This window comes from Ferrimicrobium acidiphilum DSM 19497 (assembly GCF_000949255.1).
In the GTDB taxonomy this organism is placed as follows: domain Bacteria; phylum Actinomycetota; class Acidimicrobiia; order Acidimicrobiales; family Acidimicrobiaceae; genus Ferrimicrobium; species Ferrimicrobium acidiphilum.
In genome coordinates, this window is record NZ_JXUW01000004.1 from 1 (window position 1) to 24,711 (window position 24,711).

At 55.1% G+C, this 24,711-nt stretch carries 21 protein-coding genes and 1 tRNA gene; 9 read left to right on the top strand and 13 right to left on the bottom strand.

Features of this window, described 5'->3' with window-relative positions; translation table 11 throughout:
• Positions 1-213 precede the first annotated feature (213 nt).
• The 3 genes from FEAC_RS16285 to FEAC_RS02775 all read right to left on the bottom strand — a co-directional run bounded on the left by FEAC_RS16285 (position 214) and on the right by FEAC_RS02775 (position 2,901).
• Positions 214-450 (bottom strand): hypothetical protein, encoded by a 237-nt coding sequence (locus tag FEAC_RS16285; RefSeq protein WP_052565371.1) that lies wholly within the window; start codon positions 448-450, stop codon positions 214-216.
• Positions 451-740: 290 nt separating this feature from the next.
• Complete coding sequence (locus FEAC_RS02770) at positions 741-1,157, bottom strand: GNAT family N-acetyltransferase (protein ID WP_035392232.1); 417 nt, start codon at positions 1,155-1,157, stop codon at positions 741-743.
• A gap of 511 nt (positions 1,158-1,668) precedes the next feature.
• A complete protein-coding gene (locus FEAC_RS02775; RefSeq protein ID WP_035392235.1) occupies positions 1,669-2,901 on the bottom strand; it encodes an MFS transporter in 1,233 nt (410 codons plus the stop codon).
• Here FEAC_RS02775 and FEAC_RS02780 point away from each other — a divergent pair.
• Positions 2,891-3,574: an HNH endonuclease gene (locus FEAC_RS02780; protein WP_081901307.1), complete on the top strand. Its 684-nt coding sequence runs from the start codon at positions 2,891-2,893 to the stop codon at positions 3,572-3,574. The two genes, FEAC_RS02775 and FEAC_RS02780, sit on opposite strands and share 11 nt — an antisense overlap.
• 18 nt (positions 3,575-3,592) lie before the next feature.
• On the opposite strand, the gene FEAC_RS02785 is transcribed toward FEAC_RS02780, so the two are convergent.
• On the bottom strand, positions 3,593-4,210 hold the full coding sequence (locus tag FEAC_RS02785) for a GNAT family N-acetyltransferase (protein WP_052565374.1): 618 nt from the start codon (positions 4,208-4,210) through the stop codon (positions 3,593-3,595).
• Positions 4,211-4,520: 310 nt separating this feature from the next.
• Here FEAC_RS02785 and FEAC_RS02790 point away from each other — a divergent pair, with 310 nt between their 5' ends.
• On the top strand, positions 4,521-4,802 hold the full coding sequence (locus FEAC_RS02790; protein WP_152623046.1) for a hypothetical protein: 282 nt from the start codon (positions 4,521-4,523) through the stop codon (positions 4,800-4,802).
• A 738-nt stretch (positions 4,803-5,540) separates the two neighbouring features.
• On the opposite strand, the gene FEAC_RS02795 is transcribed toward FEAC_RS02790, so the two are convergent.
• The 3 genes from FEAC_RS02795 to FEAC_RS02805 all read right to left on the bottom strand — a co-directional run bounded on the left by FEAC_RS02795 (position 5,541) and on the right by FEAC_RS02805 (position 10,029).
• On the bottom strand, positions 5,541-6,026 hold the full coding sequence (locus FEAC_RS02795; RefSeq protein WP_052565376.1) for a transposase: 486 nt from the start codon (positions 6,024-6,026) through the stop codon (positions 5,541-5,543).
• A complete protein-coding gene (locus FEAC_RS02800; RefSeq protein WP_052565378.1) occupies positions 5,992-6,801 on the bottom strand; it encodes a transposase in 810 nt (269 codons plus the stop codon). The genes FEAC_RS02795 and FEAC_RS02800 overlap by 35 nt, the downstream gene beginning before the upstream one ends.
• A 66-nt stretch (positions 6,802-6,867) precedes the next feature.
• Complete coding sequence (locus tag FEAC_RS02805; RefSeq protein ID WP_035388527.1) at positions 6,868-10,029, bottom strand: diguanylate cyclase domain-containing protein; 3,162 nt, start codon at positions 10,027-10,029, stop codon at positions 6,868-6,870.
• 147 nt (positions 10,030-10,176) lie between these two features.
• Here FEAC_RS02805 and FEAC_RS02810 point away from each other — a divergent pair, with 147 nt between their 5' ends.
• From FEAC_RS02810 to FEAC_RS02825, 4 genes are all read left to right on the top strand, one after another.
• Positions 10,177-11,325 carry an acyl-CoA dehydrogenase family protein gene (locus FEAC_RS02810; protein ID WP_035388529.1) on the top strand — a complete coding sequence of 383 codons (1,149 nt, stop codon included), beginning with the start codon at positions 10,177-10,179 and terminating at the stop codon, positions 11,323-11,325.
• Entirely contained in the window at positions 11,325-12,179 is an 855-nt protein-coding gene (locus tag FEAC_RS02815) for a 3-hydroxybutyryl-CoA dehydrogenase (protein ID WP_035388530.1), read from the top strand. Before FEAC_RS02810 ends, FEAC_RS02815 begins: the two co-directional genes overlap by 1 nt.
• Positions 12,180-12,251: 72 nt before the next feature.
• Complete coding sequence (gltX, locus tag FEAC_RS02820) at positions 12,252-13,658, top strand: glutamate--tRNA ligase (protein WP_035388532.1); 1,407 nt, start codon at positions 12,252-12,254, stop codon at positions 13,656-13,658.
• An 82-nt stretch (positions 13,659-13,740) separates the two neighbouring features.
• Positions 13,741-13,812, top strand: a tRNA-Gln gene (locus tag FEAC_RS02825).
• 154 nt (positions 13,813-13,966) lie between these two features.
• Here the strand turns inward: FEAC_RS02825 and FEAC_RS02830 are convergent.
• The 3 genes from FEAC_RS02830 to FEAC_RS02840 form a co-directional block, all read right to left on the bottom strand.
• Positions 13,967-15,502, bottom strand: a complete 1,536-nt coding sequence (locus tag FEAC_RS02830; protein WP_035388534.1) for a 2-isopropylmalate synthase — start codon at positions 15,500-15,502, stop codon at positions 13,967-13,969.
• Positions 15,503-15,726: 224 nt separating this feature from the next.
• Positions 15,727-17,310: a phosphoglycerate dehydrogenase gene (gene serA / locus FEAC_RS02835; RefSeq protein ID WP_052565446.1), complete on the bottom strand. Its 1,584-nt coding sequence runs from the start codon at positions 17,308-17,310 to the stop codon at positions 15,727-15,729.
• Between the two features lie 135 nt (positions 17,311-17,445).
• Positions 17,446-18,651 carry a pyridoxal phosphate-dependent aminotransferase gene (locus FEAC_RS02840; RefSeq protein WP_035388536.1) on the bottom strand — a complete coding sequence of 402 codons (1,206 nt, stop codon included), beginning with the start codon at positions 18,649-18,651 and terminating at the stop codon, positions 17,446-17,448.
• A gap of 29 nt (positions 18,652-18,680) precedes the next feature.
• On the opposite strand from FEAC_RS02840, the gene serC reads away from it, so the two are divergent.
• The gene (gene serC, locus FEAC_RS02845) at positions 18,681-19,802 is read left to right on the top strand and encodes a phosphoserine transaminase (protein ID WP_035388538.1); all 1,122 of its coding nucleotides are present in this window, start codon (positions 18,681-18,683) and stop codon (positions 19,800-19,802) included.
• An 88-nt stretch (positions 19,803-19,890) separates the two neighbouring features.
• On the opposite strand, the gene leuD is transcribed toward serC, so the two are convergent.
• From leuD to FEAC_RS02860, 3 genes are all read right to left on the bottom strand, one after another.
• Positions 19,891-20,490: a 3-isopropylmalate dehydratase small subunit gene (gene leuD, locus FEAC_RS02850; protein WP_035388540.1), complete on the bottom strand. Its 600-nt coding sequence runs from the start codon at positions 20,488-20,490 to the stop codon at positions 19,891-19,893.
• 33 nt (positions 20,491-20,523) lie between these two features.
• Positions 20,524-21,933, bottom strand: coding sequence for a 3-isopropylmalate dehydratase large subunit (gene leuC / locus FEAC_RS02855; protein ID WP_035388542.1), 1,410 nt, complete (start codon positions 21,931-21,933; stop codon positions 20,524-20,526).
• 114 nt (positions 21,934-22,047) lie between these two features.
• On the bottom strand, positions 22,048-22,521 hold the full coding sequence (locus tag FEAC_RS02860; protein WP_035388682.1) for a GreA/GreB family elongation factor: 474 nt from the start codon (positions 22,519-22,521) through the stop codon (positions 22,048-22,050).
• 232 nt (positions 22,522-22,753) lie between these two features.
• On the opposite strand from FEAC_RS02860, the gene FEAC_RS02865 reads away from it, so the two are divergent.
• Both FEAC_RS02865 and FEAC_RS02870 read left to right on the top strand, forming a co-directional pair.
• On the top strand, positions 22,754-23,773 hold the full coding sequence (locus FEAC_RS02865; protein WP_035388544.1) for a 3-isopropylmalate dehydrogenase: 1,020 nt from the start codon (positions 22,754-22,756) through the stop codon (positions 23,771-23,773).
• Entirely contained in the window at positions 23,773-24,699 is a 927-nt protein-coding gene (locus FEAC_RS02870) for a branched-chain amino acid transaminase (RefSeq protein WP_035388546.1), read from the top strand. The genes FEAC_RS02865 and FEAC_RS02870 overlap by 1 nt, the downstream gene beginning before the upstream one ends.
• The last annotated feature ends 12 nt before the right edge of the window (positions 24,700-24,711 follow it).

Genomic DNA, 24,711 nt, shown 5'->3' on the forward strand with positions numbered 1-24,711 from the left:
GCCAGCATCTTGGAGAACCTTCTCGAGGCGTTGGATCTCCCTCGCCCTGGCATCGACCTGGGTCTTGCGATATCGCGTCAACTCACGAAGTTCACGGATCTCAGGTGGAGGCACAAGCTTGGTCGTACCATGCCATGGGCTGCGACATCTGCGAGCCACTCGGCATCCGAGAGATCCGTCTTTCTGCCAGGTACGTTCTTCACATGTTGTGCGTTACAGAGCCAGAGTTCGGGGGAAGAGTCCCTCCAATGCGTAGTACACCGGCTTCCAATACACTCCGGTCGCCTCCATCACCACGGTTGACACTCCAGCATCGACGAGGAACCGGGCCAAGTCCTCTAATCCTTTTGCGTGTCGTGTTGAACGTCTCCTTGGAAAGGGTAACCATGCCATCTGGCTCTCGAACTCGCGTGCACGCAACGACGGTGTCACGGTGGACGTCAAGGCCACCCACTTTATCTGCTATCTCCTTCAACTAACAACCACCTCCTTGGTGTTTCAAGGGGCCGTCTCGCCAGGGGGACTACAAGAAAGCGAAATCTAAAGTTCGTGCTCGAGGCGACAATAATTAGTCCTCCTGATTCCCCGCATCAGACTAAAGGCGCGCAACCAAGGCTGCAAGAAACGTTCGATGACTCACGAGACGGTCCACTACAAGCATTACATGCATTTGTGGTGTTCGCTAGTTCATCAGGACTAAAGTCGGATCGCCTCTCACTGCCAGAGAGAATCTACCTCACCTAACTGTCGCTAACGGAGGTGCCAGGTGGATAGAGCCGGAAGCCCGACTCCGCCTTATGGGACAGAGAGCGATAGAAGGCTTCGGCGGTATCGGTAATGAGATCGACTCTCGTAGCCCCAAGCAACGGGAACGCGTAGGATATGATCCCCTTGGCGGCACCGAGTCTGCGATAGGTCTGTTCGACGACGAGAAGTGACAGGTGTGCCTGTATTGCTCTATCCGTTTGGAAGTAAGCGAACCCAATGATATGGCTGGAGGTAGTGGCAACTACGGCCACAACTCCGGGCGCGGTGAAGACTTTTCGCGCTCGATCTCTGTCGTCGGCATAGGAGATCCAACCTTCTTGACGACACAAAGCAAGCACCCCATCGAGATCGCCTTCTTGGTATGCTCTGAACTCGATAGGACTCCGCACGCAATCAGGCTAGCTGGCCATCCAAAATAGGTTGCATCCCAGCTATCGTTCTGCGGGTTTCGTCCGATTCAACCTGTTAGCTCCGGCTCTAAGTCTCATTGTACAGCATAAAGTGACAGGGATCGTTGTTTATATATGCCAGCTGTCCGATTGATTTGGATGTGCAATTGGAGAGGTATACACGGCTAGCTGGATCTTTATGTCTGTCAGCTTGGCCCGAGGTAAGTCAATACGACCGTGAAGCTGGTCGACGTTGTCAGATACCGGTGGCCGGATTCTCGCCGGGTGTCATCGCCCATGAACTGCGAGAGTAGACGTTCCAGTTGTTGCACGCGAGTGTTGCAACGCGCGTCGCTTTGCGGGGCGGCAATCAGGTCAGCCTTGAGCAACGATTGGCTGACTGTGGTCGCTTGGCGAGGGTGTGCAATTCGTTAAAGAAGATCGCGGTGACTGTTGCGGAAGTTGCATGTCCGACCCCACCTTTACAGACGGGGCTCGTACTCTAGTTTGGTCAAGAACTCGTGAGCGGCGTGCGGGGGAGGTTCCAAACCGATCTCACCGACAGGATAACGATAGCTGAGAACACGGTATACACCGCTCCAATGGTAAAGAGCGCTAGCAGTGAGAGAAGGTGCGCGAGCGGCACGGCCAGCACGTAACCGACAGGCAAAAGACCAACTGACGCCAGGTAATCAAAACTCGAAACTCTAGAGATCACCTCCTTCGGAACGTGGGCCTGAACCGAGAACGAATACAGAGCGCCTGAATACTCCAGGCCAGCCCCAGCCAATAGCGATGCCAGCGCAACCCATTCCAGGCTGAGATGTAGTCCCAGTGTTGCAGGGAAGGGGGCCATGAGAACCAAGCTGCCAACGGCAACTCGTAAGGGATGCTTCGCTAAACTCCGGAAGGCCACGACCCCTCCAATCACTCCTCCAACAGCGAGTGCAGCGAGAATAGCTGCCCATCCTGGGGCCCCATGGTAGTACTCTTTGGCAAGGAGTGGGCCCAACACGATAATCGGCGCATAGGTCACCACATGCCAGATCGCGAACTGTAGATCGATGCTCCAGATCCACGGCCGTGATGAAAAGGCGGACCATCCTTCTTTCAGATCTCTGAACACCCCGGTTCTTGTGGGCTGCGACACGCTCGTGGACACGTCGGTTGATTTAGTAGCAGCAAAGATGTAGCTCGCGATTAGAGGAAGGAATCCAGCGATGAGGATGGCCAATGGAGGGGAGGTCAGTGCTACTAGCACTGCTGCAATCAGCGGACCCATAATGCTAGCAAGGTTCCGATAGATGCTCCGTGCAGCATTAACCGATTGGCGTAAGTCCCCGTAGACGTTTGCCTGCACCCAACCATCCATTGACACTCCGAAAAGTGCTGAACCAACGCCGATGATTCCACCGGCCCCTACGTAGGGCCAAATGTTGCGCAAACCAAAGTGGCCAAACAGGCCGAGCGCAATATAGGCAATCCCGGTCATTAGATCCGCCAACACTAGCAAACGTGCACGCGACACTCGGTCAGCGATTATCCCGGCCCCTAGCAGTCCCGCTACCAAGGTGATCGCCTCGCCGCCGAGTACTAGTCCGAGATCGGCAGCCGAATGAAAGATGTCGAGCATCATGAAACTGAGCGCAACTGGGACCATTGCGAAGCCAAGGTTAGCCAGAGCACGAGCGATCAGAAATCTTCGCAGCAACGTGTTTTCAAATAGCTTGCGAATGGATTCCATCCCGATTAGCCTACTTTGTCGGGATTGCGGGGACTTAGGATTCAAGTGGGGAATCTACCTGCCCATCTACCCGGTCTATGTCGAAGCCGAAGACCGATCACGTCATGAGTTCGCCATAGCGGTGGACGAAAACCTACATGGACTTGACCTTGGTTCGATTGATGACTTTCGACGTGAGTACCGTGTGAGTGTGACCAAGATCCGATTGCACCAGCCATCCTTTCGATCACGAGTCCTACACGCCTATAACTCGACATGCGCAATTTGTAGACTCCATCACCCAGAACTACTCGATGCTGCTCATATTCTTCCAGATGTTCATCCGCGTGGAGCCCCGGTTGTACCCAACGGAATTACATTATGCAAACTCCATCATGCCGCCTTTGACCGCAACCTATTGGGGATTCGCCCCGACTTTGTTGTCGAGATAAGATCAGAACTCCTTCGCGAGATCGATGGCCCAATGCTCCAACACGACATCAAGGAGATGAACGGCACTCAGCTAGAGCTTCCCGGGGAGCGGGCTTCACGTCCGGACACGGCCCGTCTTGAAGAGCGATACCAGGAGCTTATAGAGGTCGCTCGACCCCGCCCTTACAGACAGGGCTTACGCTCCCGTTTGGTCAACGACAATACGACAGACGCATTAGGGCCAGCATGCTCTATGGGTTAGATCGCTGTCTGACCCAAGTCAGGCAGACGAGGTTCGCTGCCGACTAGCAGCATCCGAGGCTGGGTTAGAGTAGGTTACTCGATCATCGGTTAATTTCCATTCCAGCCTGATCAGCCCGTAAACCCAAGAGTCAGATACCTCGCCGTTCACAATGCAGTCTTCCCGGAGAGTTCCTTCAAGCACAAACCCGAGCTTCTCCAGTACACGGGCGGATGCCATATTGCGCGTATCGACCTCGGCCTGCACGCGATTCAGGTTCAGGGTGTCGAAGGCCCACAGCAACAGTTTGTGCGCAGCCTCGGTGGCATAACCGTGACCCCAAGCAGTATCGAAGTAACAGTAGCCGAGCGATGCACTCCGGAAGTCTGGATTCCATCCATGCAGACTGCACCAACCGATGAATGCGCCGTCAGAGGCGAGTTCCACCGCCAGCCGCACTCCGGTGGCCTCTTCGGCCTTCTGGCGGGAGGCAGTGATGAACTTCTCAGCGCGGCTACGATCGTTCCACGCAGGTCCGTCCCAGAAGCGGAGAACCTTTGCGTTGCTGTGTAGTGCGAAGAGGTCGTCTGCATCAGCGTCGTCGAAGGGGCGGAGTCGCAGTCGCACAGTCTCCAATGTGGGGGTGAGTAGTGGCATCGGTGACATACTCCTTCTATAACTCTTTGACACCCAACAATTTTCGGAGTTTGTTCTTGTAAGACATTTATCCAGCTGCCGGAGGCAAATCCTATTTACTCGAGGCAAAGTAGGTGAGTGCACCAACTTCAAATTCCAATGATACCAAGAACGCTGACCTGCGGCGGTTCATCGACAGCGTATTGCTACCGAGCGTCGCGCATGAGGAGGAGACCAGAGAGCGGATCGAATACAGCATTTCTATGGGAAACTTTCGGAGTGATTTCCATCAATCGTACAAATCGATACCGGCGAGATGATGGGAGTGGAGATGCTCACCAGGTCTTGTGGTGACGTTGCCGAACCTCCTGATCGTTGGCTTGCAACTGCCCAATCGGTTGATATGGGGTCTACATTAGAAATCGTGATTACGGTTCATGCCTTGAAACAGGCCATCAACAACCCACAACTGTGGAACGCGGCCATGAACCTTGGGCCGCAAGCGCTCACCTACAAGTACACTGAAACCGTGATAGAGCGCAGTCAATTCTCAGCGGCTTTTCGTCGGGCTAATCAAGTGCCACAGCGCACACAGAATGCGCTCGGACGCTGAAAATGCTGGACTGAATTGACCCCTTGTTGCATCATGCACGGTTCGTGATTACGAAATTGTCCGGAAGGAATGGTATCGTTATACAAGGCATTCCAGGTGGACGAAAACGGCGTTGAATGGCAAATGGTGGATCTGGCTGTGGCATCTCCTCTTGACCTCGGACCGAACACCGTTCTAGCCATCTTTCAGTATTGGGTGTGCACCAATTAGCAGAGTGCTCCCGAGTCTGACCCAGCCATGTTATATCAGAAGTACCGCGGATGTTGAAACCCTAGCCGTTGGTGCAAGATCCATGACGACTAGACCGCTGGTGTCGCCTTCAACAGGTGCTTCGACGACTTCCGCCTGAGCCAAACTGAGCAGATCTACCGCAACGGTAAAGGATGCGATCAAGAGCTGACCACATCGTTGGTTTTTCCCGGTTTGAGATTCATTTCAAGTTGCCAAAGGGAGGAGGAAGCATGCTGCGCACATCAATTGACGTTGCCATTGTGGTCATCTTGATCATCGTTATCATTTCGTTGGTCCACTAACTTTTCATTGTTATAAGACCGCCGATTTCATGGCTGATGGCAGTTTGAGCCAACCCGAATCGTCCCAAGTGATTAGCAGTGTCGCTGAGGATCGGGTGAAGGAGTGTCTTGGCATCACGCATAGCGCGGCAAGGAAGAATTATGACAACGGGGTACTCTTGCTCGGGCGTTCACGCATGCCTATTAAGTTGGGCTCTATTGACATTCATGTGGATAAACTCGCCCTTTCATAGGGTAACTTCAAGTCAATCGGTCCACAAGCTAGCATCACCAGTGCGAGGGTAGCCTTGGCGGAGTGAAACCCATACGAGCGGGCAATGATGGAGCGAACTTTGGTGTTGAGTCCCTCGACCCTTCCATTGGATACCCCAAGTCTGATGGAGGCAAGTATCCCGTCTCGATGAGTTCGGATGGTCTTTGAGAGTCGGATGAAACTCGATAGTCGTGAGCGTGAGGCTCGCTTGCACCAGTGATCGAGCATCTCATTCACCTCGTCGATCTCGAGGTCACCAGCAAAGATCGCCCGTAAGGACTCCTTCATCTCATAAGCTCGCCATAGGGCTCCCCCTCGTTGTTTGATGGCTAAGAGGGCTAGTCCTTGACGCTTGGTTAGGGTTCCTGGATTCTTCAACAGTGCCCACCGTGCCCCGGCGAACTTACGGGCAAAGGTAGGAGAGGGAAGCTTTCTCATCGTCCCGCCAGAGATCCTTGCGTACCTCCTCTAGGGCCTCGGTTCCCAACTTAACCACATGAAATGGATCGAGACAGATTTGGACGTTAGGTGCCTTCTCGCGGAAGGCCTTGGCAAAGGCTGGACCGAGATCCATGGTGGCTGCTTTGATCTTGGCAATCCGTTCTTCACCCAGGTCATCGAAGAATTCATCTAGGCTCTTGGCACTTTTCCCCTCTGCCCCGTAGACGATCTTGCCCGTCTCGTGATTGGTGACAAGCGTTAAGTAGTTGTGGTGTTTGCGATAACTGATCTCGTCAACCCCGAGAATGAAGAGGTCATCAAGACGGTTGGGATCGAGCTCTTCAGTGACGACTCGTTCACAGATCGTTCCTACCGTACGCCAGGCGACTCTGAGCAGTTTTGTCACCGTGGTCTTATCCATCTTGGCACATGCCCAAGCTACCAGGTGTTCGAAGTCCCTCGTAAACCGCGACTCCCCAACTGGTCGGGCAAATGGTACTGCCTCAGTGATCACCCCGTGGGTTGGACACCGGAGTCGTCTCAGCTGGCACGAGAGCCACGTCTGGTGAATCCCGATGTCGAGGTGTCTCCATCGGGAGTCGAGCGTTCTCGTGTCATAACAGGACCGGGTCGTATAGGAGCACTTAGGGCATACCAACCGCGATCGGGTAAGCCTGAGCTTTACCAGCAGTTCGTGTGGACGAACTAAAACCTCGATGACGGTGACACTGCGAAGGCCCAGCATCTGCTTAACTAGAGAGGTAGCGCGCACGGTTCTGAACTCCTTTTTGATGGGTTTCCAACACCAAATTTAGAGCTCAGAAACCGTGTGCGTTTCTTATGTGGCTACTTCAGCCTCAAATACCCCCACTGAACTGGGGCTATGGATCAGATCCAGGCCAAATCTATCCACATGAATGTCAATAGAGCCCTTTAATTCATCGACATCTAATAGGGCAACGTTGCTAAGCGATGCGTAACCAGTGCCAAAGTCGTCAACCGAGACTGCAACACCAACGGAGTGTAACATCGCGATCATGGCACGAGCCGAAGCTAAATCATCGAGAGCTACATCCTCGGTGATCTCGATGGTGAAGTGCCATGGCGTCTCGGCCGCAAAGAGCGCCACGTCATCTGCGAAATGGGAGGACAGAAAGTGGGAAGGTGTCACGTTCAGCGAGACGTTGATGTCGGGATGGCCATATGCGACGAGTCGATGATGAACCGCCAGTGCCGATTTGATGGCGTGATTTCCAAGCATTCTTGCTAACTCCGGATCACTTTTTACCTCCTTGAGCACCGACTCAAGCGGCACGCCGTCCCAACGCATTAACAGCTCAACACCAACAATCATGCCCGTGGTACCGTTAACCTTGGGCTGGAGTGCAAACCGGAGATCTCCACTCTCAATAGCAGCTGGCAAACGATCGCGAACCTGGCGACGCAACTCAATGGAGCGTGCCACCATGCCACCAAAAAGATAGGAGCGTGCCTTGCCGGCCGCCTTCGCGGCATAGAGCGCCTCATCAGCATGAGCGAGAAGGCTGGGATAGTCACGTCCATCGGTCACCGACATTGCCCAACCTAATGAGCCGGTAATTCGATACTCCTCCCCGATCTCGTCAACGAGTCCCATCACCCGCTCTACGAGGTTGTCAACGGCACGGTAGTCGGCATCAGCGACGCAGAAGCCAAACTCATCACCCCCGAGACGAGAGACAAAGTCATCATCTTCCACCAGCGTCATCAAGCCCGAACCGAGTGACTCCAAAAACTTATCGCCCGCCCAGTGACCAGCCGTGTCGTTGAGCTCTTTGAATCCGTCCAAGTCCAGGATACCAATAGCCACTTCGCGGCCTGATATCAGCATATGGCGAACCTTTTCTTCGAACGCCAACCGATTATCTAAGCCGGTAAGCATGTCGGTTCGAGCTGCAATGCGTTGGACATTCTTTTCTCGTTCGAGCGCTTGTTTTAGGTTCAAATCAGCGATCCCCTGTTCAACCATCTTTACCACCGTCTCCAACAGAGAGATGACCGCAGGGGTGACAGTGTTTGTTACCTGCGACATGACGGTGAGGGCGGCAAAAACATGTCCGTTCTTATGGACCGGTAGGGCTACTCCGCAGTTCCAACCAAAGGTACGCAGAAAGTCAATCCAAGGACTCACTGCTGCGTCTCCGAGCTCGTCCTGATTCCAGGCGACAGAGTCCGAGCGAATTGCTCGCAACGCTAACGGTCCATCACCGACGTGGTCAAGTGGCACCAGAAGGGCTCCGACCTCCTGTGCCCCCCTACCCGCACTTGCCATCGGAACCAGTCGGTTCATGTCTGCATTCGGCACCGCTACCCAAGACGAAGTGAACACACTCTCGGTCACCAACACATCACAGAAGGACTGCAACAGCTCGGTCTCAGACTGAGCAGACACCATGATCGAGGCACTCTGGAGCACCGTCAGAGTAAGGTTATTCAACCAACGGTTCTCCCACTCTGAGCGATTGTGTTCGACACGCGCGATCGCCTGCCTGATCAACTCATTCATCGAGTAGACAACATCCTCGCCAATGCCATGGTCGGCTTGGTCGTTGATGGCAAAAATCATCACGCCCTGGCTGATGCCACCAATCACGATCGGTAGACGCAGGACCGCGCTTCCGTCAGCCAATAGAGTTGCCACCTCGCCCAAGCTGGTGCGGTAGGGGCTGCCAATGAGACCGTTGGTTATTACCTCCCGCTGCAATCGGAAACATGTCGCCGATGGCCCGAGTGTGTCTAGTCTTCCGGATACCGAAATCTCGAGCTCGACGAGCTCCCTACGTGCCTCATCGCTTAAATCCCCCCACACACCAACGCAGCGCAATAGTTCTGTGCTGGCATCAAAACGTAACATGCAAGCCTGTCGTATTGAGACATCATGTGCAAGGTTTTCCGCGATATCTTCAAGAGCCGACGCCCATTCAGTAGTCATCAAAGATTGGAGTGCGATCTTGGCCTCAACGATCTGATCGAGCAGCCGTCCGTGAGCAAAGGCGGTGCGAGCGTGGAATAGTCGACCCAGCTCCGAACCAAGCGCCCCCATCATATCTTCAATATCGACTGGAGTCGGATCTGACTCACGTCGGTACAGTGCCAACGCAGCGCTCCGATTGAGCGACAGCGGGAAGGGTACGACAATGGCCGAACCGAGTTCAAAAAGCCTTAGTTGGTCAGTCCATATGCCAAAATGATCATCAGAGTTCCGCGGGCTCAAGGTCACATCTCCACTGCGCAATGCGATGCCAGTTGGTCCCTGACCACGTGGGTCGTTAGGGTCAGTTCGAAGATCGAGCGCATCTGCATATGCACGGCCCTCACCTGCCGCGGCCACGATAGTGATCCGTTCGCCTAACCCTGTAGCTGGAGTGCCAAGTGCAGTCGCCATAAAGACAAGTGGGGCTTGCGTTGCTCGTTGAATCATCTCCACCAACTGCTCGATCAGCAACGACTCGGGCATCTGCACGTAGCGATCAAAGAGATTGGCGACCTCGACGATGGTCTGTTGCAGCGCCTCACGAGAGTTCCGGAGGCGTATGCTAGCCTCGCCAGTAGTCGCCAGAAGCTCCTTCTCATGGAGTAGGAGCAGCGCCAACTCATTCGCATTTAACACATCAGCTAACTCAGTGCGGTAGAGTTCATAGATCCTGTCGATCCAGGCTGGTCGAATCCCGACACGGAGATGGACATCAGAGACGCGGGCGATGACTCCATAGTCAACCCGTTGTTCGGAGAACATGCGGATGAACTCGTCGGTTATCACCTGTGCAATACGGTCAGCCTCAGCGAGCTCGTCTTCGTGAAAGATGCCTATATCGGCGACCATGAGCTCACAGAGTTTGGGCTGGAGCCGCCTTAGTGCCTCGACCACACCTGCCGAGATGTGGTGAGTCGGGGCTGTAGGTCCTCCGGGGTTTCCACGTCTTGGAGTAGGATTCGAGTCGAACTCTGAATTTAGCTCCATACCTCAGCTCCTCAGTGGCGCACACCAACACTTACACCATAGAACATACGAATCCAACTTATCCCTTTTTTTATCGGCGGGCGGTGCGTGAACCTAAGGCTGTGTCGAAAACTGGCAGAAGTTGGCGCGAAGGTGCACAATGGAGGAATGACAAACTTTGCACTCAATGAGGAGCACAAGCAGTTTCGCGCGGTACTTCGGTCCTTCGCAGAGAGCCGAATAGCACCCTTCGCGCAAGAGGTCGACGAGAGTGAGAGCTTCCCGTGGAAGAGTTTTGAGGCCTGCAGGGAGATGGAGCTTCCTGCATTGGCGATTCCAGAGGCATACGGAGGGGCGGGGGCGGACAGCATCACCAACGCTATCATGGTCGAGGAGCTTGCTCGCGTCTGTGCGTCAACCTCGCTCACCATGCTGATCTCGAAACTCGGGATGACACCGGTGATTTACTGGGGTTCAGAGGAGCTCAAAAACAAATATCTTCCACGTGTGGCCTCCGGCGAGGCACAGGCATCCTATTGCCTCTCAGAGCCCGACGCCGGAAGTGATGTAGCCGCGATGACAACCAAGGCCGTACGCGACGGCGACCACTACGTCCTTAGTGGGACGAAGTACTGGATTACCAACGCCGGTATCTCGGATACATATACGGTTTTCGCAAAGACCGATCCCCAAGCCGGACACCGCGGCATAACCGCTTTCCTAGTTGAGGCCGATTGGGGAGTCAAGGTTGCCAAACTCGAGAAGAAGCTAGGAGTTAGGGGGTCGCCCACCGGAGAGGTTACCTTCGACGAGGTTAGGGTGCCGATCGCAAACCGAATCGGTGAAGAGGGTCAGGGCTTCTATATCGCCATGGGTACCCTTGATCGATCGCGACCGACCATCGGCGCCCAAGCCGTTGGGATCGCTACCGGTGCCATCGACTATGCAGCAAACTACATCAAGAACCGGCATCAGTTCGGACGCCCAATCGCTGACAACCAAGGAATTCAATTCATGCTCGCCGATATGGCTACCCGGGTTGAGGCAGCCCGCGGTCTGGTCTATCAAGCTTGCCAACTCATCGATGATGATCCCGACGGCCAACTGACCAAGTACGGCGCCATGGCGAAGATGTTCGCCTCGGATGTTGGTATGTCGACTACCGTCGATGCGCTCCAGCTACTCGGTGGTTATGGCTACACCAAAGACTTCCCACTAGAGCGCATGATGCGTGATGCGAAGATCACCCAGATCTACGAAGGAACAAACCAGGTTCAACGTATTGTGATATCCCGTCAAGTGTTAGGGGGCAAGTAATGATTCAGCGTCTCGGGGTCATCGGAGCTGGACTAATGGGATCTGGCATCGCAGAGGTCGCCTCACGGCAAGGTCTTGACGTCATCGTCATCGAGGCAACTGAAGCTACTGCGCAAGCTGGCTCCAACCGGATCACAAGATCCCTCGACCGTGGTGTTCGCTCTGGCAAACTCTCCGAGGAGGCGAGAGCCGATGCATTGAGCCACATCGAGATTACGACCGCGTTCGAAAAGCTGAGCGATCGCGAGCTGGTGGTTGAGGCGGTCATCGAAGACGAAGCCGCGAAACTAGACGTATTTCGACGATTGGATACCATCATCGAGGATCCCACAGCAGTCCTAGCCTCCAATACCTCCTCGATTCCGATCATGAAACTCGCGATGGCGACACAAAGACCGGAGCAGGTGGTTGGCATCCACTTCTTCAATCCAGTGCCGGTCATGCCACTGGTAGAGGTGGTCACTTCTCTAATGACGAACTCCAAAGTCGAGCAGCAGGCTCACGAATTTGCAGGCGGGCAACTTGGGAAGCACGTCATCAAGTCCAAGGATCGCGCAGGTTTCATCGTGAACGCGCTGTTGATTCCGTATCTGCTCTCGGCCGTGCGCATGTTTGAATCAGGTTTCGCCACCGCCGAAGACATCGACACCGGCATGGTGGACGGATGTGCTCACCCCATGGGCCCACTGGCGCTTGCCGACCTAATCGGACTCGATACGACGATGGCGGTTGCTCAATCACTCTATGAAGAGTTTAAGGAACCACTCTATGCGCCACCACCACTCCTATCTCGGATGTGCGAAGCAGGATTACTAGGGCGCAAGACAGGAAGAGGGTTCTACCAGTACAGCTAGCGCTCGCGAGCACCCCACTGCAAGGGTCATAGCTAGGATGGATCTGCAACTGAATGCCCAAAGGAGAAGCTGTTGAGTCCGTCGAATCCAGAGAAGGTCCGCTTTGCTCCGTCTCCTACCGGGTTTTTTCACGTTGGAAGTGCTCGGACCATCCTCTATAACTGGCTGATCGCCAGAAAATCCGGAGGATCGTTGATGCTCAGGATCGACGACACTGATGAGGAGCGAAATCGCGAGGAGTGGGTTGATGGCATCTACCGTGCCATCGAATGGCTTGGTCTCGGTTGGGATGATGGACCAATTCGACAATCCACCAGGATCAGTCACTATCAAGAGATCGCCTTCGACCTCCTCAGGCAGGGCCGTGCCTACTGGTGTGATTGCACCCGTGAAGCTGTTGAGGCGCGCAAATCACCGGGGACACCGCCAGGTTATGATGGCTTCTGCCGAGACCGAGGGCTCTCGCAAGGACCGGGGCGAGCGTTGCGCTTCCGAGTCCCAGATGGCGACGTCGTGGTCAACGACCTTATCCGCGGAGAGGTCGTCTTCCCCCATGGCTCCATAGAAGATTTTGTAATACTAAAATCCTCGCTTGCGCCGCTCTATGTGCTGGCGAATGTGGTTGATGACATTGACTTTGCCATCACCACTGTTCTACGTGCTGAGGAACATCTACCCACCACGCCGAAGGCGGTCTTGATTCACCAAGCGTTGCAGAGCCCTCTGCCACAATTCGGTCACCTCCCGGTACTAGTCAACGAGCAACGGCGTAAACTCTCCAAACGCCGTGACCGCGTGGCCGTCGAGGACTATCGTCAACTAGGTTATCTCCCCGAGCCGATGGTGAACTACCTCGCCCTCCTTGGCTGGAACCCTGGAGACGATCGAGAGTTCTTCAACCTTGATGAACTCATAGAGGCCTTCTCGCTCGAGCGCGTCGGCCACTCGCCGGCCTTCTTCGATGAGCAACGCCTACTTCACTTCAACAAGTCCTACCTCGCAAACCTCTCCCCGCAGGCCTTCCAGGAAGTAGCCCGACCTTTCGTAACCTCTCTAATCACCCTGAACGACGATGGAGAGGAGCGCTTCATCCAAATCGCCGCTGAGGTCCAGACACGAATTGGCACCCTGTCGGAATTGCCGGAAATGATAGGCTTCCTTTTTGAGTTCTCACCCGACTATGGTCAGCTCATCACCAAGCTTCGAACGGATGATGTCAACTATCTGACCCACACCCAGCGGGCGATAGACGACCTGAGCGAGTTCAATGAGGCAGAGGTGGAGGGGTGTCTGCGGACTCTTGCAGTTACCCTCGATACCAGCCTTCGCAAGCTTCAGGCCCCCGTTCGACTCGCCATCACCGGTGCTCCGGTTGGCCCTCCGCTGTTCACCTCCATGGCCATCCTAGGCAGAGATGAGTGTAGCAATCGACTGAAGGCTCTGCTGGATGCAGCGGCAAAGGCCGCACCTGAGAGCTAGCGAGTACGAAAGATTTTCTCGGTCCGAACCCGTCATAGATGGACGGCCCCCTGGGTGTCGACTGCTAGGATCAGAAGGACCTTCGGGGGTGGTGTAATTGGCAACACTGCAGATTCTGGCTCTGCCATTGGGGGTTCGAGTCCTCCCCCCCGAGCTCTCAAGCAGCTTTCGTTACTCCTCCGACTGCTTCGGGTAATCCCGAAGCCTAAGCGAATCAAGCGCAGGCACCTAAAGCCTCGACTCTCTCATGCCATCGATCGACGACGTTCGTGCCTCTCGAATCCCTCTGGCTCCTAAGCATGAGCCGCTCAAGGGGTCTCCGTATTCGAGGCCTTCTCGCCAGCGCGTAGGAGCCTATTGAGTCCGTTGAGGTATGCTCTTGCAGAGGCCTCGACGATGTCAGTCGATATGCCTCGACCAGAGACCTCTGCCTCTGGGGTTTGCAACGTGACCACCACATCTCCGAGCGCATCTACACCGCCGGTAACCGATGCGACCGTGAAGCCGGTCAACTGTGCACTAATACCAGTCGCTTCAGAGAGTGCTTTGCCAATAGCATCAACCATTCCATTACCATTAGCGTCAGCAGTTACCTCTTTGCCATCGATCTTGACTATCACGCTCGCCTTAGCGGACTCCCCCGACACCGATGCGACCGAGAGGCTCACCAACTCGAAACGATCCGCTATCGCGACCCCAAGCTCGTCAGTGACGATCGCCTCTAGATCGGCCTCGGTTATCTCACTCTTGCGATCCGCCATCTCCTTAAAGCGCTCGAAAGCTGCATTCAAGGCATCGCCGGCGAGGTCGAACCCCATGTCATGGAGCGTCGAGGTAAACGCGTGACGTCCTGAGTGCTTCCCGAGGATAATCTGCGATCCCTGCTGTCCGACAGCACTCGCATCGATGACCTCGTAGGTGCTCCGTTCTGCCAGCACACCGTGTTGATGAATTCCCGATTCGTGGGCGAAGGCATTCCGACCAACCACTGATTTGTTGTACTGCACAGGGTAGCCAGTGAGACGAGAGACGAGTCTCGAGGCCTTTGCCAACTCCTCAGTATGGACCTGGGTCCCAAGCCCATCGAAGAGATCAGAGCGTACTCGCAAAGCCATTACCACCTCCTCGAGGGCCGCATTTCCTGCTCGCTCGCCAATACCATTTACGCAGCACTCCACCTGTCGCGCTCCCGCAGCTACGGCTGCGAGCGAATTCGCAGTAGCCAACCCCAAGTCGTTATGGCAATGACTAGAGATGACGTATTCCCCGTGCACATTTCGACGCACCTCCTCTACCATATGACCAAAGTCCGCCGGAATGCCGTACCCGACGGTATCCGGTATATTGATAGTGCCAGCCCCATTATCAACTGCCACCTGCAGCACCTCATAGAGGAACTCCAGTGGAGTACGCGTTGCGTCTTGAGGAGAGAACTCAACATCGTCGGTGTAGCTGCGAGCATGCGCCACTGACGCCTTAACCTCGTTTATAACCGTCTCGTTGGTCATCTTTAGCATGTGGGTAAGATGCGAGGGTGAGGTCGAGATGAAGATATGAATTCGAGCACGCTCGGCATCGCGTAGCGCCTCCCAACAGCGATCAACGTCACGAAGCTGAGTCCGCGAAAGCGCTGCAATTGAAGGACCTTCAACTCTTCGCGCAATAGCTTGAACCGCCTCAAAGTCACCTTGTGACGCTACTGGGAAGCCCGCCTCGATATAGTCCACGTTTAGCCGAGCAAGCTGCTCTGCAATCTCCAGCTTCTCGAGTACGTCGAGCGATATTCCTGGAGACTGCTCTCCATCTCGAAGCGTCGTATCAAAGATAATCACCTGCTCGTTCATCGTTCCTCCTATCTTTCCGATGATGGCCCTTGGAATCTATAATCCTCGTAGCTCATACCTGCTCTTGCCTATTGATCTCTGCTGGCCTCCTTCGAGGAGACTTCCCAGGGAAATAAAAAGACCCCCTGATCAAAGATCAAGAGGGTCTAGGGCGATCACCGTCGGTGATCGCCCTATGTAAGAAGAAGTCCTGCAGTCGTCAGAATACTCATGTTGGCTAGAACTTAATCGACATCCGGAGTAGATCCGACCGACTTTGCATAAATGATCCCTGCATTGCTCTCCAACACCTGGATGACTTCGGTGGAAACAGGACGTGAGACGCTGAGCAACATCAATGCGGTACCATCATCAACTCGTGGAGAGACGGCCATAGAGTCGATGGAGTATCCTCCGTCGCCCAGAACCTTGCCCACCACTCCGATCATGCCAGGCTGATCAAAATTGCGAACCGCGAGCATCGACGCCGAAGGCGGAACCTCAACCCAGTGCCCGTCGACAAGCACGATTCTCGGCTCTGCACCCGTAGCTCCCGCAAGTGTCCCGCCCACAACATGCTCTGGGGTGCGTAGGATCACTAGGTTGCGAAAGTTAAGACTATTTGCGACGGTGGTCTCTCGAATCTCCAATCCACGCTCAGTGGCGAGTTGGGGTGCGTTCACATAGGAGACCGGCTCGTTGAGACCGACAGAGAAGATGCCCTTCAAGACCGAAAGCGTTAGCAGCCGAGTATCTTCATGAGCGAGCTCACCTTGATACTCGATCTCGAGCGATGCTGGTAGGCCGCCGGTTAGCGAAGAGATAAATTGTCCGAGAAACTCTACCAACCCGAGGTATGGACGGACCTGCGGAGAGGCCTCAGCCGCATTGACGTTCACGGCAAACGGAACGAACTCGTTGGCCAGCGCGAGTTGCACCTGTTCAGCGATGGTTATACCAGCCTTATTCTGTGCCTCCTCAGTACTCGCACCCAGGTGCGGAGTGACGACCACAGAATCGAGCGTCAGCAAAGGCGATCCAGTTGGTGGCTCAGTTTCAAACACGTCGAGTGCGGCGCCAGCCACTGTTCCTTCGACAATCGCCGCGTAAAGAGCATCCTCGTCGATTATGCCACCCCTCGCAGCATTCACGAACCGGATTCCGGGCTTCACCTGCGCGAGCAACTCCTTCCCAATAAGTCCTTTGGTTTCTTTAGACTTCGGGAGATGAATCGTAACGAAATCTGCGGACCCGACAAGCTCCGCCAACGAGGTGAGCTCGACACCCATTTTCTTGGCTCGCTCTTGAGAGATGTAAGGATCGTACGCAATAAGGGTCATGCCAAAGGCGAGAGCTCGCTGTGCTACAAGTGCTCCAATCCTCCCAAGGCCAACAATGCCTAGGGTCTTGCCGTATAGCTCCACACCTTCAAACTTGGATCGCGCCCATGTGCCTGATGTTAGGCTCGCATGTGCCTGCGGAATCTGTCGAGACAGCGACAGCAACAGGGCCATAGTGTGTTCGGCTGCTGAGATGATATTGGACTGAGGTGCGTTGACCACCATGACGCCTGCCTTTGTGGCAGCCTCCACATCAACGTTGTCGAGGCCAATGCCAGCCCGGCCTACAACGATAAGGTGAGGTGCATTGGCGATCACCTCGGCAGTCACCTTGGTCGCCGAGCGAATGATGATCGCATGAACATCCTGCACAGCTTGCAAGAGCTCCTCCGGGGATAGATCGAGAGATACACGCACCTCATGTCCTGCCCCTCGAAGGATATCAAGCCCTCGGTCTGCTATAACCTCGCTCACCAAGATGGTAGCCACGTTCACTCCCTGTTGTATAGTTGTAGACCTGCACTTGAGCACCACGCTCAAGCTATCGCCGCATCGGATAACTCGCCCGATCCTCGCCCTTCAAGCCGACAAACACGACTCGGTGTTCTGAGGAAGGAGCTTGTGCTAGAGTCTAGTGACGAAGTCGGCGATCCGGCCAACTCCGTCGACGATACCCTCGTCGGACAGGGCGTAAGAAAGCCGCAAATATCCTGGGGCATCGAAGGCCTCCCCCGGAATCACCGCTACCTTAGCGTGCTCAAGGAGTAGTTCTGCTAGACGGTAGCTAGAACCGATGGCGGCGCCTTCGAACTCCTTATGCAGTATCGCCTCCACAGAGGGAAACGCATAAAACGCCCCTTGTGGCCACATCACCTCAACCCCATCGATCGCGGCGAGCAAGGTGATGATGCTCTGACGCCGGCGAGCAAAGGCATCACGCATATAGCGAGTCGCCTCAGCGTCGGCTGCTAGCGCCGCGATGGAGGCTCGCTGTGAGATGTTTGCCACGTTTGAGCAGAGTTGAGATTGAAGCTTGACGACCCCCTTGGCGATATCGCTCGGTGCAACCACCCACCCAACGCGCCAACCGGTCATGGCAAACGTCTTTGCAACGCCGTTGACCAAGATCAGACGTTGACTTAGCTCCTTGCTGGCTACACTCCCGATTGCAGGGGCACACTCCATCCCGTAGGTCAACTGCTGGTAGATCTCATCACTTACCACGTAGAGGCCCTTTCGATCCGCAAATTCCGCGATCGCTGCCGTCTCCACCTCCGAGTAAACCGCACCCGTCGGGTTAGACGGCGACACGTGAATCAACATCTTTGTCCGTGGGGTGCAGTAACGCTCGAGCAGCTCAGGGGTGACTTTAAAGGCCGTAGAAAGATCGGTTGGAACCGCAACGGGAACCCCGCCAGCTAGACGAACAACCTCTGGGTAGGTAACCCAATAGGGCGCAGGTATCAAAACCTCATCACCCTCGTCTAACAGCGTCATCATCGCCGAGTAGACCGCATGCTTGCCGCCATTGGTGACGATGACTTGGCTGGGCTCAACCGCAAGTCCACTCAGCACTCCGGTGCGCTCCGCAATTAGTTCGCGCAACTCGGGCAGACCTGCAGCCGCCGTGTAATGATGGTTACGCGGATCCCGCGCCGCCTCTAACGCTGCATCAACGATAAAATCAGGGGTTTCAAAGTCAGGTTCTCCAGCCGCGAAGCTTATCAGATCGACTCCACGGGCTAGCATCGACTTTGCAGTCGCATCGATCGCAAGTGTCGCAGATTCGTTAAGCTGTTCGATTCGTGCCGAGATGCGGCCAGTAGCCATGACGTATCACCTTTCGAATTGGAGAAACAATGAGCGCGAGTTCCCGTATCACCCTACCTCCAGACATGCTTCCCTCCGACGGTCGCTTCGGTTCCGGGCCGTCGAAAATTCCAACCTTTTTCCTCGATGGTCTCGCTGAGACCCAAGACACCCTACTTGGAACCTCCCATCGCAGGCCGGCAGTGAAAGATCTCGTCCGAGTCATCAGAGAACGGATGACTGAGCTGTTCGGTCTCCCAGAGGGCTACGAGGTCGCACTTGGGAACGGCGGTGCTACCCTCTTTTGGGACATGGCGGTTCATTCGCTGATCAAGAGCTCGAGCGAACACCTTGTGTTTGGCGAATTTTCATCCAAATTTGCTGCAGCGGCCCGCCAAGCACCGTTCATCGACTCGGTTAAAGAGATCAGCGCCGACTACGGCTCCTGCCCCACTCTCGAAGAGATAGATGGTGTCGACACCTACGCACTTACTCACAATGAGACATCGACCGGCGTTCTTGCTCCACTGGCACGGCCACAGTCGGAGGATGCCATCGTCTTGGTCGATGCCACTTCAGCCGCCGGAGCAGTAGCGGTCGATCCACTAGCATTCGATGCCTATTACTTCTCCCCACAGAAGGCCTTCGCCTCAGAAGGGGGCCTCTGGGTAGCGCTACTCTCCCCTCGTGCCATCTCGCGCTCCGTCGAGACTGTGGCACTTGGTCGTTATATCCCCACCATGCTGGATCTCTCAGTGGCGATCGAGAACTCACGGGAAAATCAGACCTACAACACCCCGGCGATTGCAACCCTCTACTTGATGAACGCGCAGCTCGAGTGGCTACTTTCTCACGGTGGATTGACATACGCCTCCAAGCGTTCAGCTGAATCAGCCGCCATTATCTATCAATGGGCCGAAAAGGCATCCTATGCCCAGCCCTTTGTTGCCGATCCGAGCCTTCGCTCTCCAGTCATCGCTACCATCGACTTTGACGAAAATGTCGATGCGAAAGAGGTCGCAGCCACCCTGCGAGCCAACGGCATTGTGGACACGGAACCCTATCGCAAGCTCGGTCGCAACCAGCTCCGCATAGCGCTCTTCCCGTCGATCATCCCGGACGATGTAGAGGCACTCACCCAGTGCATCGACTTTATCGTCGGCCAACTCTAGGTGGTGCTAACTCCCTGCGCATGACGAGCTGGGCCGATCACTCGCCCCAGCTCGTCATCGAGTTGATGCAAGTCCTTACTGGGAGTCCTTAGCGAGCTAACACTCGTGGCGCCCATACGGGTCGCCGTCGCTCGAACTCGATAATCTTGGACTCCTTGGTCAAGCTAATACCGATCTCGTCCAGACCTGCGAGGAGCCGGGCCTTGGCGGTCGGATCGATAGCGAACCGATACTCGATCGAGCGACTTGGAACGCTCACGCGTTGGCTCTCTAGGTCCACCAAGATCTCGGTAGCAGGATGTTCTGTCACCAGGTCTAGAAGTTGGGACACCTCGTCGGCGCTCAACTGCACGGGCAACAGTCCAACCTTCAAGGAGTTATTGCGGAAGATATCACCAAAGCGAGGGGAGATGACGACTCTGAAACCGTAATCCATCAACGACCACACCGCATGTTCACGCGACGACCCAACTCCAAAATTCTCACGAGCGATGAGGATTGTTGATCCCGCAAACTGGCGGGAATTTAGAACAAAATTGGGATCTTGGCGCCACTCGGAGAACAACCCCTCACCAAAGCCTGTGCGCTCCACTCGTTTAAGCCAGTCACTTGGGATAATCTGGTCTGTGTCCACATCTGAGATCGCCAATGGCAGCGCGTGTCCTCGTAGCTCAGTGATCGGTTCCATTGCTTCCTTCCTTCCTCTCAGGCAAACGTATACTTACGCCAGGTCGCTCGGTGAACTAAAACTCCCTCGAACCGCCGTTGCGGCGGCAACCGCAGGCGAGACCAGGTGGGTTCGCCCTCCTCGCCCTTGACGACCCTCGAAATTACGGTTCGAGGTCGACGCCGCTCGTTGGCCAGGCTGGAGCTGATCAGGGTTCATCCCCAAGCACATCGAGCATCCAGGCTCACGCCATTCAGCGCCAGCAGCGCGAAAAATACGGTCAAGGCCCTCAGCCTCTGCCTGCTCTAGCACTCGCCGGGAGCCCGGCACCACCAGCGTACGCACACTAGACGCCACCCTACGTCCGTCAAGCACTGCTGCAGCAATTCTCAGATCCTCTATTCGCGAGTTCGTGCATGAACCGATGAACACAACGTCGACAGGGATACTTCGCACCGAAGTTCCTGGTGTCAATGCCATGTATCGCAACGCACGACTGGCAGCCTCTCGTTGTGGGGCCAGCTTGTACTGGTCCGGATCGGGGATGGCGCCATCTATCGACACCACCTGTGACGGGTTGGTTCCCCAACTGACCTGAGGCTTTAGCGCCGACGCTTGGATATGAACCTCTTGGTCGAAGACGGCATCAGAATCGGTGGCAAGAGCCGCCCATGCCTGTGTCGCTTGCGAGAACAACTCGCCGTCAGGAGCAAACTCACGACCCTTCAGAAAAGAGAAGGTGGTCTCATCAGGCGCGATCATTCCGGCTCGCGCTCCCGCCTCGATACTCATGTTACAGATCGTCATCCGAGCCTCCATGGAGAGGTTGCGAATCGCCTCACCACGATATTCGATCACATGGCCGATGCCCCCACCTGTGCCAATCTGTCCGATAATGGCGAGGATGAGGTCCTTCGCAAACGTCCCTTCCGAGAGGGCACCATCGACGGTAACCGCCATAGTCTTCGGCCTGACCTGAGCGAGCGTCTGGGTAGCAAGGACGTGCTCCACCTCAGAGGTTCCAATGCCAAAGGCGAGCGCTCCAAATGCCCCATGCGTAGCGGTGTGGGAATCGCCACACACGATGGTCATGCCAGGCTGTGTCAATCCCTGCTCAGGTCCGATAACGTGGACAATGCCTTGTCCTTTGGACCCCATCGGGTAGTACGTGATCCCGAACTCTTCGCAGTTCTTCGCCAAGACCTCGAGTTGCTTTGCGCTTATAGGATCAGCTATAGGGCGATCGATGTGCTCAGTCGGGACGTTATGATCGGCGGTAGCGACCGTAAGGTCCGGTCGTCGTACGCCACGATTCGCCATACGCAGCCCATCGAAAGCTTGTGGAGAGGTCACCTCGTGCACAAGGTGCAGATCGATGTAGATAAGATCTGATTCGCCAGGTCCTCCCTGGTCTACCAGGTGCGACTCCCAAACCTTCTCAGCAAGTGTGCGTCCGACACCCATCGCCTACCCTCCCCTTCTCTCAAAAAACTCGAGATCTCAACTAGGTACGTTGTGCCAGTAGCCTAGACCTGTAGATCTATATTGGTCGCCGTTGCTCTAACTACGTTGCTCGACCTAGGCTCGTCGTATCGAGACGACCTCCACCTTTAGCACGCCGCCAGGAGCCCGATATTCGACCCAATCTCCACTCTTGGCGCCAACGAGCGCTTGGCCAAGCGGCGATGTTGGCGAGACGACCTCGACTCCAGAGCGACGCTCCTCGATCGAGCCTAGAAAGTACTCACCGATATCGTCGTCATCCTCATAGCGCAGTGCCACAATCAGTCCTGGTCGAACGCTATCGGCACTCGAATTCTCGTCAGAGACGACTACAGCATTTTCGAGCAGTGCCTGGAGCTGGCGAACTCTCGCCTCCATTTTCCCTTGAGCATCCTTCGCAGCATGGTAGTCTCCGTTCTCACTGAGATCACCAAGTGCGCGCGCCGATTCAATAGCGTTGGCGATCTCAATTCGGCCAGTCGTAGTGAGTTCGTGCAACTCAGCAACCAAGGCATCATAGGTTGCTTGTGAGATCGTGGTTTCCGTCATGAAAAACACTCTAGCGCCTCGCTATAGTCGTCGCTGGCCCACTTAGGCGTTACCGAACAAAGATAGCCAGTCGCGATTGGCCCTAACCGCCCTTCTCGATGCTACTCTCTGGATAATGGCAAGGCATGACCCGTCGGCTTAGTTGATTTCAGATTTCGGACCGAGCAGCCTACAATTGTCGGATACGGAGAAAATTAAGTAAGGCGGTAGCAGTATCAATGAGGAGACAAGGATGACACATCGCATCGCCGTTATTGGGGGCGACGGTATCGGACCAGAGGTCACCAAAGAGGCGATAAAGGTAGCTCGCGCTGCCGGTGCCAGCTTAGAGACCCAAGATTTTCAACTCGGTGCTGCCCATTACGAACGTACCGCCGAGGTGCTCAAAGACGAGACCCTCGCGGAACTCATGAGCTTCGATGCCATTTTACTCGGAGCTATAGGCCCAGCAATTGGTTCAACCACAGTCCCGTCTGGCATTCTCGAACGAGGCCTGCTCCTCAAGCTCCGTTTTGCTCTTGATCTTTACATCAATCAACGCCCGTTTCTGACACTCGATCCAACACTGACCACTACACACAAACCAGTCGATATGATCGTAATTCGAGAGAACACCGAAGGGGCCTATGTAGGAGAGGGTGGCCTCCTGCGCAAAGGGACTCCCTACGAGGTGGCGACGCAGGGATCGGTGAATACTCGCAACGGCGTCGAACGAGCAATTCGCTTTGCCTTCGATCTTGCCCAATCCAGAGAACGCAAACTACTAACGCTGGTACACAAAACCAATGTTCTCACCTACTCCGGTGATCTTTGGTATCGCACTTTTCTAGAGGTTGCCTCTGAATATCCAGCCGTCATAACGAGCTACAACCACGTCGACGCCGCCTGTATCTACCTCGTCGAGGCTCCCGAGCGCTACGACGTCATCGTCACTGACAACTTATTCGGGGACATTATCACTGATCTGGCTGCCGCCGTCTCCCAGGGTATCGGCTATGCCGCCTCAGCCAACATCAACCCAGAACGCACCGGACCATCTCTCTTCGAACCGGTTCACGGAGCTGCTCATGACCGTGTTGGCACTGGCGAGGCCAACCCTTATGCGGCCATCCGTTCAGCCGCAATGATGCTCGACTTCCTTGGTGACACAGCAATCGCAGCAAAAATTGAACACGCATTGGCAGTCCTGCCTCCGGCAGGGGCAACCACCACTGAAATTGGTGACTTCTATGTAGAAAGGGTGACACACTGATGCCGATACAAGCAATGAAATACGTCTGGATGAATGGCAGACAGGTTCCAGACGAGGACGCCAAGGTTCACGTTCTTACGCATGCGCTCCACTATGGTTACGGAGTCTTCGAAGGCATCCGCGCCTACGACACTCCACGTGGCTCTGCCGTCTTTCGTCTGACCGATCACATCAACCGCTTCTACGAGTCCGCCAAGATTCTCATGCTGGATATCCCGTACGCGCCTTCGGAGCTCATAGAAGCGACCAAACGACTTGTTGAGGTTAACGGACAAGCCTCGTGCTATATCCGGCCTATCGCCTACCTTGGTTATGGCGAGATGGGGCTCAACCCACTCACCGGGTCCACGGACGTCGCGATCGCAAACTGGCCATGGGGTGCCTACCTTGGTGACGAAGGACTGTCAAAAGGAATTCGAGCTAAGATCTCTTCCTTCAAACGCCACGACCCCAACATTATCCCACCCGCTGCAAAGACTACTGGTGGATACATAAACTCGGCGCTTGCCAAAGCAGAGGCGATTAAGGCCGGCTATGACGAGGCGATTATGCTCTCCGGTCAAGGGTTCGTAAGTGAGTGTACGGGCGAGAACATCTTCATAGTCAAAGATAACGTCCTCCTTACCCCTTCGGATGCATCTGGAGCCTTATCGGGAATCACCCGAAAGACTATCGCTCAGGTCGCAAGTGACATGGGTATCGAGACTCGCTACACCCAGTTGCTACGGACAGACCTCTACCTTGCTGATGAGATGTTTATCACCGGTACCGCCGCCGAGGTGGTTCCTGTGAGTTCGGTCGACGATCGAGCAATCGGCAGTGGTGAGCCCGGCAAGATCTCCAAGGAGCTCCAGCGTCGCTACTTCCAAATCGTCACCGGCAATGAGCCCTCCTATGACCATTGGCTCGAATACGTGAAGGACTGACACTCTGCGAAC

Bases quoted from the DNA above. Each gene is read 5' to 3' on its own strand.
- FEAC_RS02780 (WP_081901307.1), top strand. From the start codon at position 2,891: ATGGATTCCATCCCGATTAGCCTACTTTGTCGGGATTGCGGGGACTTA.
- FEAC_RS02775 (WP_035392235.1), bottom strand. From the start codon at position 2,901: ATGGAATCCATTCGCAAGCTATTTGAAAACACGTTGCTGCGAAGATTT.
- FEAC_RS02785 (WP_052565374.1), bottom strand. From the start codon at position 4,210: ATGCCACTACTCACCCCCACATTGGAGACTGTGCGACTGCGACTCCGC.
- FEAC_RS02790 (WP_152623046.1), top strand. From the start codon at position 4,521: ATGCTCACCAGGTCTTGTGGTGACGTTGCCGAACCTCCTGATCGTTGG.
- FEAC_RS02795 (WP_052565376.1), bottom strand. From the start codon at position 6,026: ATGAGAAAGCTTCCCTCTCCTACCTTTGCCCGTAAGTTCGCCGGGGCA.
- FEAC_RS02805 (WP_035388527.1), bottom strand. From the start codon at position 10,029: ATGGAGCTAAATTCAGAGTTCGACTCGAATCCTACTCCAAGACGTGGA.
- FEAC_RS02810 (WP_035388529.1), top strand. From the start codon at position 10,177: ATGACAAACTTTGCACTCAATGAGGAGCACAAGCAGTTTCGCGCGGTA.
- FEAC_RS02815 (WP_035388530.1), top strand. From the start codon at position 11,325: ATGATTCAGCGTCTCGGGGTCATCGGAGCTGGACTAATGGGATCTGGC.
- FEAC_RS02830 (WP_035388534.1), bottom strand. From the start codon at position 15,502: ATGAACGAGCAGGTGATTATCTTTGATACGACGCTTCGAGATGGAGAG.
- FEAC_RS02840 (WP_035388536.1), bottom strand. From the start codon at position 18,651: ATGGCTACTGGCCGCATCTCGGCACGAATCGAACAGCTTAACGAATCT.
- serC (WP_035388538.1), top strand. From the start codon at position 18,681: ATGAGCGCGAGTTCCCGTATCACCCTACCTCCAGACATGCTTCCCTCC.
- leuD (WP_035388540.1), bottom strand. From the start codon at position 20,490: ATGGAACCGATCACTGAGCTACGAGGACACGCGCTGCCATTGGCGATC.
- leuC (WP_035388542.1), bottom strand. From the start codon at position 21,933: ATGGGTGTCGGACGCACACTTGCTGAGAAGGTTTGGGAGTCGCACCTG.
- FEAC_RS02860 (WP_035388682.1), bottom strand. From the start codon at position 22,521: ATGACGGAAACCACGATCTCACAAGCAACCTATGATGCCTTGGTTGCT.
- FEAC_RS02865 (WP_035388544.1), top strand. From the start codon at position 22,754: ATGACACATCGCATCGCCGTTATTGGGGGCGACGGTATCGGACCAGAG.
- FEAC_RS02870 (WP_035388546.1), top strand. From the start codon at position 23,773: ATGCCGATACAAGCAATGAAATACGTCTGGATGAATGGCAGACAGGTT.